At 73.3% G+C, this 13,623-nt stretch carries 11 protein-coding genes; 7 read left to right on the top strand and 4 right to left on the bottom strand.

Going from position 1 to position 13,623, the window contains the following annotated elements:
- Positions 1–176: 176 nt before the first annotated feature.
- Positions 177–479 carry a hypothetical protein gene (locus ACLBX8_RS10325; RefSeq protein WP_091676379.1) on the bottom strand — a complete coding sequence of 101 codons (303 nt, stop codon included), beginning with the start codon at positions 477–479 and terminating at the stop codon, positions 177–179.
- Between the two features lie 208 nt (positions 480–687).
- On the opposite strand from ACLBX8_RS10325, the gene ACLBX8_RS10320 reads away from it, so the two are divergent.
- Positions 688–3,567, top strand: a complete 2,880-nt coding sequence (locus ACLBX8_RS10320; RefSeq protein WP_447715052.1) for a phosphoenolpyruvate carboxylase — start codon at positions 688–690, stop codon at positions 3,565–3,567.
- A gap of 9 nt (positions 3,568–3,576) precedes the next feature.
- Here the strand turns inward: ACLBX8_RS10320 and ACLBX8_RS10315 are convergent, their stop codons facing one another.
- Both ACLBX8_RS10315 and ACLBX8_RS10310 read right to left on the bottom strand, forming a co-directional pair.
- On the bottom strand, positions 3,577–4,032 hold the full coding sequence (locus tag ACLBX8_RS10315; protein ID WP_056531510.1) for an NfeD family protein: 456 nt from the start codon (positions 4,030–4,032) through the stop codon (positions 3,577–3,579).
- Positions 4,033–4,037: 5 nt separating this feature from the next.
- Positions 4,038–5,006, bottom strand: coding sequence for an SPFH domain-containing protein (locus tag ACLBX8_RS10310; protein WP_447715051.1), 969 nt, complete (start codon positions 5,004–5,006; stop codon positions 4,038–4,040).
- Between the two features lie 145 nt (positions 5,007–5,151).
- Here ACLBX8_RS10310 and ACLBX8_RS10305 point away from each other — a divergent pair, with 145 nt between their 5' ends.
- The 4 genes from ACLBX8_RS10305 to ACLBX8_RS10290 all read left to right on the top strand — a co-directional run bounded on the left by ACLBX8_RS10305 (position 5,152) and on the right by ACLBX8_RS10290 (position 8,676).
- On the top strand, positions 5,152–5,352 hold the full coding sequence (locus ACLBX8_RS10305) for a hypothetical protein (protein WP_447698321.1): 201 nt from the start codon (positions 5,152–5,154) through the stop codon (positions 5,350–5,352).
- Complete coding sequence (locus tag ACLBX8_RS10300; RefSeq protein WP_447698320.1) at positions 5,349–6,443, top strand: glycosyltransferase; 1,095 nt, start codon at positions 5,349–5,351, stop codon at positions 6,441–6,443. The genes ACLBX8_RS10305 and ACLBX8_RS10300 overlap by 4 nt, the downstream gene beginning before the upstream one ends.
- A gap of 107 nt (positions 6,444–6,550) precedes the next feature.
- Positions 6,551–7,645: a glycosyltransferase gene (locus ACLBX8_RS10295; RefSeq protein WP_447698319.1), complete on the top strand. Its 1,095-nt coding sequence runs from the start codon at positions 6,551–6,553 to the stop codon at positions 7,643–7,645.
- Positions 7,642–8,676, top strand: coding sequence for a glycosyltransferase (locus ACLBX8_RS10290; RefSeq protein WP_447715050.1), 1,035 nt, complete (start codon positions 7,642–7,644; stop codon positions 8,674–8,676). Before ACLBX8_RS10295 ends, ACLBX8_RS10290 begins: the two co-directional genes overlap by 4 nt.
- Before the next feature lie 72 nt (positions 8,677–8,748).
- On the opposite strand, the gene ACLBX8_RS10285 is transcribed toward ACLBX8_RS10290, so the two are convergent.
- On the bottom strand, positions 8,749–8,931 hold the full coding sequence (locus tag ACLBX8_RS10285; RefSeq protein WP_091676367.1) for a hypothetical protein: 183 nt from the start codon (positions 8,929–8,931) through the stop codon (positions 8,749–8,751).
- A gap of 177 nt (positions 8,932–9,108) precedes the next feature.
- On the opposite strand from ACLBX8_RS10285, the gene ACLBX8_RS10280 reads away from it, so the two are divergent.
- Both ACLBX8_RS10280 and ACLBX8_RS10275 read left to right on the top strand, forming a co-directional pair.
- Positions 9,109–10,392 carry an efflux RND transporter periplasmic adaptor subunit gene (locus tag ACLBX8_RS10280; protein ID WP_081636434.1) on the top strand — a complete coding sequence of 428 codons (1,284 nt, stop codon included), beginning with the start codon at positions 9,109–9,111 and terminating at the stop codon, positions 10,390–10,392.
- Between the two features lie 21 nt (positions 10,393–10,413).
- Positions 10,414–13,551, top strand: a complete 3,138-nt coding sequence (locus ACLBX8_RS10275) for an efflux RND transporter permease subunit (RefSeq protein ID WP_447715049.1) — start codon at positions 10,414–10,416, stop codon at positions 13,549–13,551.
- Positions 13,552–13,623: the final 72 nt, after the last annotated feature.

Below are 13,623 nucleotides of genomic sequence, written 5' to 3'. Positions count from 1 at the left end.
CTTCGCGGCGGGGGCGGCCGGCGCAGGCGCGGCCGGTGCAGGCGCGACTTGCGCGGGCGCGGCCTGGGGAGGCGCGGCCGGCGCCGGCTTGCCGGCGGGCGCGGCCGTCGCCTGCATCGTCGACAGGCAGAGAGGACCGGCGAGCAGCAGCCCGGCCACCCCGCGCGCACATCGCTTCATCGCCCGGCTCCCGGCGGATCTCCGCGGAGCGCCGCGTCGCGCTGTGTCCGGTCGAGGGCGCGGATCGGCTCCAGTTCGATCGCGTCCAGATCGAGCACGCGCGGGTCGAGCACCTGGGCGCTGCGGTCGATCGGGCTCTTGCGCGGTCCGACCGAGCCGATGACGAGGTCCTCGTCCTCGATGTCGAGTTCGGAACCCATGCGCAGGGGCTCGCGCCGGCCGCGTGCCGCCATCGCGGCCACGGCGACGATGGCGACAGCGAAGACCAGAATAGCCAGGATGATGAACAGGCGCTCCATCAGGAGGTCAGCTCTAGCCTGCGGTTCAGGCCGCCGCCACCCCATCCCATCGTCGATATCGCCCCGCCGCGTCGCGGTTGTGTTCCCCGTCACGTCCTCGGCCCCGTCCTCTGTCAGGATCCGGTCAGTCCCGGGTCACGTGCGGAACGCTCCTTGCGTGGGCCGGCGGACCGGGTAGATGCGGGCAGACCGGAGCCGGGACCGACCGATGCAGCACGAGCCGAGCCGCGAGCCCGAGGAACTGGAGGCGCACCTCCTCGGACTGATCGAGGCCGCCCGGGATCAGGCCCGGGAGGACCCGTTCCGCAATCCCGTCCTGGCGGTGACTCTGGCGATCACCCGGCGCTTCGACCGGAACGAGATCTCGACGGGCGACCTCGACGGCCTGTTCGTGCGCCTGCGTGCCGCAGCGCTGGCGGCGCGGGCGGAACGGCTGCGGGCCTATGTCGGGCTCGATGCCGGGCCGGAGGATCCGCAGGCGGCGATCCCCGCGCGGCTCGTGGCGGCGGCGCCCGACCGGCCGGACGGCGTCGAGGCCTTCGCGGCCCTGATCCACCGCACCGCCTTCGCGGTGGTGTTCACGGCCCACCCCACCTTCGGCATGCCCCGAGCCGTCGCGGGCCTCCTCGCCGAGGCCGCGAGCCTGCCCGACGCCAGGGACCGCGCCGGGCTGGTCGCGCGCGCGGCGGCCCTGTCGACCCGGCCGGACGCGCCGATCACCCTGGATGTCGAGTTCGAGCAGGCCTGCGCGGCGGCCAATAACGGCCGGCTCGCCCTCGACGCCTTCAACGGCGCCCTGCTCGACGCCGCCCGCGCCCGCTGGCCCGACCGCTGGACCGAGCTGACGCCCCGCCCCTTCGCCATCGCCAGCTGGGTCGGCTGCGACACCGACGGGCGCACCGATATCGGCTGGTGGGACACCCTGCGCTACCGGCTGATCTCGAAGCGCATGCAGTTCGACCGGGTGATGCGCGACCTGCCCGAGATCCCCGCCTGCCGCGAGGTCCGGGCCCTCGCGGAGAACGCCCTGGCGGCCGTGAACCGCCAGCTCACCGTGGCGCCGCGCCTCGGCGACCAGCCGTCCCTGGAGGCGGTGCACCGCTTCGCCCTGGCGCTCATCATCGAGCGCGAGCGCGCCCAGACCGATGCCGGCACCCTCGTCGCCGCGCTGACCAAGGCCCTCGAGGCCGCCGACGATCCGGCCGACCAGCGCCGGATCGCCGTCCTGCGCGCGGGCGTCGCGACGCACGGCCTGTCGAACGCCCTGCCGCATTTCCGGCTGAACGCCAGCCAGATCCACAACGCGGTGCGGCGGGTGATCGACCTTGAGGGCGAGCCCACCGACGCGGCCCGCCGCCGCTCGCACCTCGCGACGATCCACACGCTGCTGAACGACGTCCGCCCGGTGGCGGTCGATTTCGGGGCGCTCGCGGCCGAGCGGGCCTCGGCGGCGCGGCTGATGATGACGATCGCCCAGATCCTCAAGCATGTGGACGGCACCCATCCGGTGCGCTTCCTCATCGCCGAGACCGAGACCGGCTACACCCTGCTCGCCGCCCTCTGGCTCGCGCGCCACTACGGCATCGCCGACAAGCTCGAGATCACACCGCTGTTCGAGACGGCGAGCGCGCTGGAGCAGGGCATCCGGGTGCTCGACGACGCCCTGCGCAACCCGCACTGGCGCCAGTACCTGAAGCGCATCGGCCGTCTCACCGTGCAGTTCGGCTACTCCGATTCGGGCCGCTACGTCGGCCAGCTCGCGGCGACCTTCTGGATCGAGCGGCTGCGGCTGCGCATCACCGAGATGCTGGTCCAGAACGGCCTGTCCGACGTCGAGCTCGCGATCTTCGACACGCACGGCGAGTCGATCGGGCGCGGCGCCCATCCGACCTCCCTGCGCGACCGCCTCGCCTACCTCGCCCCCGAGGACGCGCGCGACCGCGCCCGGAAGGCCGGCATCCGGGTCCGGCTCGAATCGAGCTTCCAGGGGACCGACGGCTACCTGCTGTACGGCACCGAGGCGCTGGCGCGCGCCAGCGTCGCCCGCATCGCCGAGCACGTCTACGCGCTCGACGTGACGGAGGAGGATTCGTTCCCGGACTACGCCCTGAACGACCGGCCGAAGGCCTCCGACAGCAACGTCGACCCGATCTACGCCGAGCCGGACTTCGCCCTCGAATTCTTCACCGCCGCCCGCCAGGACATGGAGGCGCTGGTCGACGATCCGGGCTACGCGGCGCTCCTCGGCACCTTCGGCCCGAGCCTGATCGACCGGACCGGGTCGCGCCCGGTGGCGCGCCAGACCGACAATGGCGGCCCGGCGCGGATCACCCATCCGCGCCAGATGCGGGCGATCCCCAACAACGCGATCCTGCACCAGCTCGGCTTCCTGGCGAACTCCCTCCACGGGATCGGCCGGGCGGCCCAGCGCGGCCCCGACCTGTTCCGCGACATGCGGCGCGACTCGGTGCGCTTCTCCCGGGCCTTCCGGCTGGTCCAGCACGCCGCCTCGGTCGGCGACCTCGACGTCCTGCGGGCCTATATCGACACCCTGGACCCGGCCGTGTGGCTGGAGCGGGCGCGGCGCACCCAGAAGGATTTCCGCCGGGACGAGCTGGTGGTGATCTCCGGGGCGCTGGAGCGCCTCGACCTCGCCCCCGCGCTGCGGAACCTGTTCGGACGCCTGACCCGGGACTGGCTCGCCCTGAGCGCGGCCGCCCCGGACCTGCCCGCCATGTCGGCCCGGCTGACGCTGCTCCACGCCCTGCGCCTCGCGCTGATCCACCGGATCTGGTTCCTGGCGGTGCACATCCCGGGCTTCCGGCCCCAGGCGGGCATCTCCCGCGAGCAGCTGCTGGAGCGCTTCCTGCGGCTGGACATCGACGGCTGCCTGAAGCTCCTCGACGCGATCTTCCCGGTGACGCCGGACCCGACGCTGGGCCTGAACTTCGGCGAGCCGGCCGGCCCGCGCGACGTCGGCACCTACGAGGCGGAGCACGCCAACCTGTTCCAGCCGATCCGCCGGATGTTCGATCAGGTGCGGGAGATCTCGGGGATGATCCAGCACGAGGTCGGGGCGTTCGGGTAGGCGCGGCCCTCAGGCCGCCTCCACCCGCAGGACCGTGCCGCCGATCCCGGTGACGCGCACCCGGCGGCCCGCCGGCAGGTCGGGCCCCTCGACCCGCCACAGCGTGTCGTCGAAGCGGATCCGGCCCGCGCCCCGCACGATCGGCTCGTCGAGCACGCCCTCGCGCCCGATCAGGCCGCGGTCGGCGCGGTTCAGGTCCGGCCCGGCCCGCCTGCCGCGGTGCTGGAGGCGCGCCGCGAGCGCCACCAGGGCGACGGCGAGACCGGCGAACAGCAGGGTCTGGCCCTGCCAGGGCATGGGCAGCGCCGCGGCCGCGAGGCCGGTCGCGACGGCGGCGAGGCCGAGCCAGATCAGGAACACGCCGGGCAGCAGGATCTCGGCACCGGCGAGCACGAGGCCGGCGATGACCCAGCTCCAGGCCGCCCCGAGGGCCCCGAGGGTTCCGGCGAGGGAATCGAGCGTCACCGGCGTCAGGCCCGCGGCGCCGCGACGTTCGGCGGGGTCCCGGTGCGCCGGGGCGCGGCGGCGCCGTCGCCGAAGACCGTGCGGGTGAGCTCGCCGATGCCGCCGAGCGTGCCGGCGAGGGCCGCCGCCTCGATCGGCACCACCACGACCCGCTGGTTCGGCGCGGTGGCGATCGCCCGCACCGCGTCGACGTACTTCTCGGCCACGAGGAAGTTCGCCGCCGCGATGTCGCCCTCGGCGATCGCCCGGCTGACCATCCCGGTCGCCGCCGCCTCGGCCTCGGCCGAGCGCTCCCGCGCCTCCGCGTCGCGGAACGCGGCCTCGCGCCGGCCCTCCGCCTCCAGGATCGCCGATTGCTTGCGCCCCTCGGCCCGCAGGATCTCGGCGGCGCGCTGCCCCTCCGCCTCCAGGATCGAGGCGCGCTTCTCGCGCTCGGCCTTCATCTGCCGGGCCATCGCCCCGGCGAGGTCGGCCGGGAGCACGATGTCCTTGATCTCGATCCGGTTGATCTTGACGCCCCAGGGCGAGGCCGCCGCGTCCATCACCCGGAGCAGCCGCTCGTTGATCTCGTCGCGGTGGGCGAGGAGCTGGTCGAGATCCATCGAGCCGACCACGGTGCGGATGTTGGTCATGGTCAGGGTCGTGGCCGCGAGGTCGAGGCTCGAGACCTCGTAGGAGGCGCGCGCCGCGTCGAGCACTTGGTAGAACACCACCGCGTCGATGGTGACGCCGGCATTGTCGCGGGTGAAGGCCTGCTGGCTCGGCACGTCGATGACCTGCTCCATCACGTTGACCTTGCGGCCGATCCGCTCGACGAAGGGCGTGATCAGGCCGAGGCCGGCGTCGAGGCTGCGGGCGTAGCGGCCGAAGCGCTCCACCGTGTAGACGTGGCCCTGGGGCACGATCTTCACGCCCGCGGCCAGGGTGATGATCGCCAGCACCGCCAAGCCCACGGCGAACACGCTCAGCCCCAACGGAAGCCCCTTCGACACCCCTCCCCTGACAGCGCCACGGCCGGCGCGGCCGTGCAGCCTAACAGGCCGCTCGGGGCTCCGCGACCGCGTGTCCGCGGGGCAGCCCGGAGGCGTGCCGCGCCGCGGCGTGAACGGTCACCCGCGGATGTCGATCATCAATGGTTCAGGCCGCCGCGCTTACGAAGCCGGCAAGCGTCGCGTTCGTCGTCGCTCCGACCCCGTCAACGCAACGCTTGTTGAAGAAATATTCGGCATGATCCCCGCCACCCTCGCTGCGGAAAGAAGTCCTTTCGCGCCGCTGCGGGCGGCAGAAATCCCCACCCAACCGGACTCGGTGCGCGCGTGAAGATCGCTGTCCTCGCACATCTGAAATACCCGATCGGCCAGCCCTACGCCGGCGGCCTGGAGATGCACACGCATCTCCTGACCGTCGCGCTGAAGCGGCACGGGCACGACGTCACGCTGTTCGCGAGCCGCGGGTCCGACCCGGCGCTCGACCCGGTCATGCTCTGCGATCCGACCGGGGACGCGCTCCTCGACCCGGAGCGGGAGGAGGCGATCGACCGGGAGGAGGAGGACGCCTACCGGCGCATGATGGAGATGGTCGCGGCCGGAGGCTTCGATCTCGTCCACAACAACGCGCTGCACGCCCTGCCGCTGCGCGAGAGCGCCCGGCTCGGCCTGCCCTGGGTCACCGTGCTGCACACGCCGCCCTTCGACTCCCTGGTCGGCGGCGTCGTCCAGGCCGACCCCGACATGGCCTTTCTGGCGGTGTCCCCGTCGCTGGCGCAGGAATGGGCGCATCTCGTGCCCGGCGCCCAGGTGGTCGACAACGGCGTGGACCTCTCGACCTTCGCGTTCTCACACGCTGCCGACGATACGCCCTTCGCCTTCTGGTCGGGCCGGATCGTGCCCGAGAAGGGGCTGCACCTCGCGATCGACGCGGCGCGCGCCGCCGGGCTGCCGCTGATCTTCGCGGGTCCCAAGCTCAATCCCGGCTACTGGGCCGCCGAGATCGCCCCGCGTCTCGGGCCGGACCTGACGCATCTCGGCCATCTCTCCCACCGGGACCTCGCCCATCATCTCGGCCGGGCCCGCGTGGCGATCGTCTCGCCCCGCTGGGAGGAGCCCTTCGGCCTCGTCGTGGCGGAGGCCCTGGCCTGCGGCACGCCGGTCGCCGCCTTCCGGCGCGGCGCCATGCCCGACATCCTGGATGCGTCCTGCGGCCGCCTCGCCCGCCCGGACGACCCGCAGGATCTCTCGGTGGCGATCCGGGAGGCCGCCGGCCTGTCGCGCCGGGCCTGCCGCAACCGCGCCGAGGCGCTCTACGACGCCGCCGCCATGACCGGGCGCTACCTGGAGGCCTACGACGCCGTGATCGCGCGCTGCGCCGAGCGGGCACGGCCGGCCCTGCGCGTCGCCGGAGGACGCGGCTGAACGGCGCGGATCCGCGCGCCGCAATCCGCACCCGAGCCCGGAGCCCGGCGGCATGACGGGCCGCCCCCGACCTCCGCGGCGCACGAGGGTGCCACGGGAGACCTGCCATGACCACCGACGCCGACCATCCGGCCCCACCGCCCTGCGTCGTCTGCATCCCCGCCCGGAACGAGGCCGAGCGCCTGCCGCGCCTGCTCGCCTCCCTGGCCGCGCAGAACGGCGTCTCGGCGCGGGCGCCCCTGCGCGTCGTGGTGCTGGCCAACAACTGCACGGACGGGACCGTCCAGGCGGTGCGGGACGTCGAGGCCTCGGGCATCCTCGCGACCCTGACCCTCCGGCTGATCGCGGTCGAGCTCGGCGGCGCGGACGCCCATGTCGGCACGGCGCGGCGCATGGCGCTCGATGCCGGGGCCGACTGGCTGGAGGCGGACGGGGAGCCGGACGGCATCCTCCTCACCACCGACGCGGATGCCCGCCTGCCGGCCGAGTGGGTCGCGGCCAATCTCCGCGCGCTGGAGGCCGCCGACATCGTCGGTGGCCGGCTGGTGATCGACGACGACGGCACGCCGGACCCCGCCCTGACGGACCTGCACGCGCGCATCGAGCGCTACTGGTCCGGCGTCCGACGCCTGGAGGACCTGCTCGACCCGCCGCCCTACGATCCCGCCCCCCGTCACGGCGACCATACCGGCGCGAGCCTCGCCGTGCCCGCGATCCTGTACCGAGCGGTCGGCGGGCTGCCGGCGCTGCCCTGCGGCGAGGACAACGCCCTCGTCGGGCTGCTGCGCGCCAACGGCGCGCGCCTGCGCCACTGCCCGGACGTGCAGGTGCTGGTCTCGTCCCGCCACCAGGGGCGGGTCTCGGGCGGCATGGCCACCGAGATGCTGCGCCGGACCCGCGTCCTCGACGGGGAGGCCTACCTGCTGCCGGAGGCCGCGCACTGGCAGGCGCTGATCCTGCGCCGCGCGGCCCTGCGCCGGGCCTTCCACCTCGACCCGCAGGCCCGCGCTGCGGCCTGCGCACGGCTCGGTCTCGACGCCGACGACCTCGCCGCCGTCGGGGCCTGCCCGAACGACATCGCCTTCGTGGAGCGGGCCGACCGGATCCTCGAGTCGCGCAGCCCGCCGGCGCGGGACTGCGCCCTCGACCAGGCGGTCGCCGATCTCGACGCCCTCGCGTCGTCCCTGAGGGACGCCGCGTGACCCGCGGCATCGGCTGGTACGTCCATCACCAGGGCGCCGGCCATCTCCAGCGGGCCCGGGCCGTCGCCGGTGCCCTGGACCGGCCCTGCACGATCCTCGGCACTCTGACCGGGTTCGACACCGCCGGCCTCGACACCGTCGACCTGCCCGACGACCGCCCCCTCGGCGACGCGGCCTTCGACGGCCGGGACGGCGCGACCGAGCGGCCCGAGGCCCTGCACTACGCGCCGCTCAACCATCCGGGGGTCCGCGCGCGGATGGCGCGCATCGCCGCCTGGGCGGAGCGGGCCGATCCGGCCCTCCTCGTGGTCGATGTCTCGGTGGAGGTCGCGCTGTTCGCGCGCCTGCTCTCGGTCCCGACTTTGGTGGTGCGACTCGCCGGAACCCGGACCGACCGGCCGCATCTGGAGGCTTTCCGCGGCGCGGCGCGGCTGCTCGCCCCCTTCCCCGAGGCGCTCGACGGCGCGGGCGTGCCGGATTGGGTTCGCGCCAAGACGCTCTATGCCGGCTTCCTCGGCGCGCCGGCGCAGGCCCCGACCGAGGCGAGCCGCGAGATCGTGGTCGTGTTCGGCCGCGGCGGCGCGGGGGGCGACCTCGCGGATCTCGCCGCGGCCGCGCGGGCGGTGCCGGACCGGCCGTGGCACGTGTTGGGGCCGGTATCAGGCTCGGGCGCCGTCCCCGGCAACCTGCACCTGCACGGCTGGGTCCCGGACGTCGAGGCGCGGGTCGCGCGAGCGGCTTTGCTGGTGGGCGGCGGCGGCGACGGCGTGGTCGCCCTGGCGGCCGCGCAGCGGAAGCGCTTCGTCTGCCTCCCGGAGGAGCGTGCCTACGGGGAGCAGACCGAGAAGGCCGAGGCGCTGGCCCGGCTCGGGGCCGCGATCGTTCATCCCGGCTGGCCCTCGGCCGCGGCGTGGCCTGGCCTCATCGCGGCGGCCCGCGCCATCGACCCATCGGTGATCGGCGGCCTGCACGACCCGGACGCGGTCCGGACCTGCGCCGCGACGATCCAGACCCTGGTCGCGGATCTCTGAACGGCCGGGCCGCGACGGAGCGGGCGGTCGCCGCGCCGGCGCGGGTGCCTCAGTCCGCACTCAAGTCCGGACTCAGGAGATCAGGTCGAGCTTCGCCGCCTCGATCCCGTCGGCGCGGATCGTGTCCGGCAGGGACGAGAAGTCGCGATAGCCCGCCTCGCGCGCCATGGCGTCGAGGGCCGTCTGCTCGTCGTCGGCCGCTCCCGTCCAGAGCACCGCGCCGCTCTTCTTCTGCCTAATCTGAAAAATGCTCATCGACCCCTCCCCGGTCCCGAGAAGACCATCGGCCTATTAACGTCGCTATTCATGGCTGGTTGCAGGTCCAGCGCCGTGAACGGCCGCGCTCCGGCCGGCCCGATCACCTGCGGCGCGAGGCCCGGCGACGGCCCGGCCGGATGGCGCTATGCTCGGTCTCCGGTGGAGTGGCTCGCCATGAAAACGCCGACCTGCCCAGCGAGGGAGAGGCAATACCAGTCCAGCGCCGATTGCGAGGCCCCCGTCGTGAACTCCGTCCGTTGGCGCGCGCCCCGCCTCACTCTCCTGTGCGGGCTCGCGATCCTCGCCGGGGCGCCGGCCAGGGCCGTCGAGACCGCCGCCGTTCCCGACGCGGCCGCCATCGCGCCCGCCGTCACCGTGGTCCCGGCCGAGAACCGCGAGATCGTCGAGCGGGCCGTCGTCACCGGCACGCTGGTCCCGCGCGACGAGATCCTCGTCTCCCCGGAGGTCGAGGGCCTGCGCATCACCGATCTCCTCGTCGAGGAGGGCGACCGCGTCACCAAGGGACAGGTTCTCGCCAAGCTGTCGCTGGAGATGATCGTCACCCAGGAGGCCTCGAACGCCGCGGCGATCGCCCGGGCCGAGGCGGCCATCGTCCAGGCCCAGAGCCAGATCGTCCAGGCGGAGGCGGCCAACGTCGAAGCCAAGCAGTCGCTGGAGCGGGCCCAGGCGCTCGCCAAGACCGGGAACGCCACCGCGGCCGTGCTGGAACAGCGCGTCTCGGCGGCGCAGGGGGCGGAAGGGCGCCTCGCCGCCGCCAGGGGCGGCCTGCAATCGGCCCAGGCCGACCTCGCCACCGCCCGGGCGGCCGGCGCCGAGATCGCCCTGCGGCGCGCTCGCACCGACATCCGCGCCCCCGAGGCCGGCATCGTCAATCGCCGCACCGCCCGGATCGGCGCCACAGCCACCGCGGTGGGCGAGCCGCTGTTCCGGCTGATCGCCCGGGGCGAGATCGAGTTGGAAGGCGAGGTGCCGGAGACGTCGCTGGCGCGCATCCACGTCGGCAACCCGGCGAGCCTCGACCTCGATGATGGCCGCCGCCTCGCCGGCAAGGTGCGCCGGGTCTACCCGGAGGTCGACCGGGCCACGCGGCTCGGCAAGGTGCGCATCCGTCTCGGCGACGATCCGGCCCTGCGCATCGGCGCCTTCGCGCGCGGCAACGTCGAGATCGCGCGCCGCACCGGCGTGGCCGTGCCGGTCTCCAGCCTGCTCTACGCGGCCGACGGCCGCGCCAGCGTCCTCGTGGTGAAGGACGGGCGCGTCGAGGCGCGGCCCGTGGCCGCGGGCCTCTCCGCCGACGGCTTCACCGAGCTCCGTTCCGGCGTCGCGGCCGGCGAGAGCGTCGTGGCCCGCGCGGGGAGCTTCCTGCGCGACGGCGACCGGGTGCGCCCCGTGCCGGCGCCCACCAGCACGCCGATCGCCGACGCGGCCCCGCGGTAGGACGAGTCGAAGGATCCGGCCATGCGCCTCAACGTCTCCGCCTGGGCGATCCGCAGGCCCCTGCCCTCGGTGGTCCTGTTCCTGGTCCTGATGATCCTCGGGCTGGTGAGCTTCCGCGCGCTGCCGATCACCCGGTTCCCCAACATCGACATCCCGATCGTCTCGGTGACGATCACCCAATCGGGCGCCGCGCCCGCCGAACTTCAGACCCAGGTCACCAAGTGGGTCGAGGATTCGGTCGCCGGCGTGAAGGGCGTCAAGCACATCCTCTCGACGATCACGGAGGGCACCTCCACCACCACGATCGAGTTCCGCCTGGAGGTGAACCAGGATCGGGCGACCAACGACGTCAAGGACGCCATCGCCAAGATCCGCCAGAACCTGCCGCGGACGATCGACGAGCCGATCGTCTCGCGCGTGGAGATCGCCGGCCTGCCGATCATGGTCTACGGCGCCTCCGCGCCCGCCATGACGCCCGAGGACCTGTCGTGGTTCGTGGACGACGTCGTCGCCCGGGGCTTGCAGAGCGTAAAGGGCGTCGGCGGCGTCGAGCGCCTCGGCGGCGTCGCCCGCGAGATCCGCGTCACCCTGAAGCCCGACCGCCTGCTGGCGCTGGGCATCACCGCCGCGGACGTGAACCGGCAGCTGCGCCTGACCTCGGCCGACATGGCCGGCGGCCGGGCCGAGGTCGGCGGCCAGGAGCAGTCCATCCGGGCGCTCGCCGCCTCGGCGAGTCTCGAGACGCTCGCCAAGACCTCCATCGTGGTGCCGGGCAACCGCAAGGTCCGCCTCGACGAGCTCGCGACCCTGTCGGACACCGCCGAGGAGCCCCGCACCTTCGCGCGCTTCAACGGCGAGCCGGTGGTCGCCTTCGCGATCTCCCGCGCCAGCGGCGCCAGCGACGCCGACGTGTCGATGGGCGTCGCCAAGAAGATCGCGGCGCTGCACGCGGCCAATCCCAACGTGCGGTTCGACCTGATCGACACCAGCGTCGTCAACACGATCGGCAACTACCACTCCGCCATGATGGGCCTGATCGAGGGCGCCCTCCTCGCCGTCGTGGTGGTGCTGCTGTTCCTGCGCGACTGGCGCGCGACCCTGATCGCCGCGGTGGCGCTGCCCCTCTCGGTGCTGCCGACCTTCTGGGTGATGAGCGCCCTGGGCTTCTCGCTCAACGCCGTCAGCCTGCTGGCGATCACGCTCGTCACCGGCATCCTGGTGGACGACGCGATCGTGGAGATCGAGAACATCGTCCGGCACATGCGGATGGGGAAGTCGCCCTACCGCGCGTCCCTCGAGGCCGCCGACGAGATCGGCCTCGCGGTCATCGCCATCACGGCGACGATCATCGCGATCTTCTCGCCGGTGTCGTTCATGGGCGGCATCGCCGGCCAGTACTTCAAGCAGTTCGGCCTGACCATCGCGGCCGCGGTGTTCATGTCGCTGCTCGTGGCGCGCCTGATCACGCCGCTGCTCGCCGCCTACTTCCTGCGCGACCACGGGCCGGACCACGAGCGGGACGGCGTCGTCATGCGCGGCTACACCCGCCTCGTCGCGTGGTCGGTCCGGCACAAGTTCATCACGCTGGTGCTCGGCCTCGCGTGCTTCGCCGGCTCCATCGCCTCCACGGGCCTGCTGCCCGCGGGCTTCCTGCCGGCCGAGGACCAGGCCCGCACCCTGTTCGTGGTGGAGCTGCCGCCGGGCGCCCGGCTCCAGGACACGGTCCGGGTCACCGACCGCATCGAGGAGAAGATCCGCGCGCTGCCCGAGGTGAAGAGCGTGTTCGTGGACGGCGGCCGTCAGCTGCCGGCCAAGAAGGAGGTGCGCCTCGCGAGCCTCACCATCAACCTCACGCCGAAGAACGCCCGCGACAAGACGCAGAAGCAGATCGACGCCGAGGTCGCGGCGATCCTCCGGGAGGAGCCGGACCTGCGCTTCTGGGCCCTGCGCGAGGGCGGCCAGCGCGACCTCGCGCTGATCATCGCCGGCCCCGACAAGGCCGTGGTGGCCGAGACGGCGGCCAAGCTCCAGCGCGAGGCCCAGCAGGTCCCGCACCTCGTCAACGTCATGTCGACGGCCCCCCTCGACCGGACCGAGGTCCGGATCCGGCCGAAGCCCGCCGTGGCGGCCGATCTCGGCGTCAGCACCGACACCATCGCCGAGACCGTGCGGGTCGGGACGATCGGCGACATCGGCATGAACCTCGCCAAGTTCAACGCCACCGACCGGCAGATCCCGATCCGCGTGCAGCTCCCCGAGAGCGTGCGCGGCCGGCTCTCCGACCTCGAGACCCTGAAGGTGCCGGTGAAGGGCGGGACGGCCGTCCCGCTCGCGACCGTGGCCGACATTAGCCTCGGCCAGGGCCCGACCGGCATCGACCGCTACGACCGCGCCGTGCGCGTCGCCCTGGAGGGCGACATGCAGGGCACCGACGCGCTCGCGGCGCTGATCAGCCAGGTCATGAACCTGCCCACCGCCAAGAACCTGCCGCCCGGCGTCACGATCAGCCAGACCGGCGACGCCGAGGTGATGGGCGAGGTCTTCGAGGGCTTCGCGCTGGCCATGGGCGCCGGCCTGATGATGGTCTTCGGCGTGCTGATCCTGCTGTTCGGCAACTTCCTGCAGCCGCTGACCATCCTGTTCTCGCTGCCGCTCTCCATCGGCGGCGCGATCCTGGCGCTGCTGATCTGCCACATGCCGATCTCGATGCCGGTGGTGATCGGCATCCTGATGCTGATGGGCGTCGTGACCAAGAACGCCATCATGCTGGTGGACTTCGCCGTCGAGCAGATCCGCGCCGGCGTCGACCGGAACGTCGCGATCGTCGATGCCGGCCGCAAGCGCGCCCGGCCGATTGTGATGACCACCATCGCCATGGCGGCCGGCATGGTCCCCTCCGCGATGGCCTACGGGATCGGCGGCGAGTTCCGCTCACCCATGGCGGTGGCGGTGATCGGCGGCCTGATCGTCTCGACGGTGCTGTCGCTCGTCTTCGTGCCGGCGATCTTCGTGCTGATGGACGACCTGTCGCGCCTGCTGACGCGGCTGTTCGGCCGCTTCATCGGCGAGCGCGACGATCCGGAGGATGCCCCCGTCTTCGATCCGGCCCATCCGGCCAATGACGGGCACCCGCCGCCGCCGCGGATCGCCGCGGAGTAGAGCGGGTCGGCGCGGAGAGCGGGTGCCGGATCGGCGGCGCGGATTGCGTCGCGGATTGCGTCGCGGATTGCG

The organism is Methylobacterium sp. D48H (assembly GCF_053345715.1).
The sequence above is the reverse complement of the archived record's forward strand: the minus strand, read 5'-3'. Positions and strand labels throughout refer to the sequence as shown.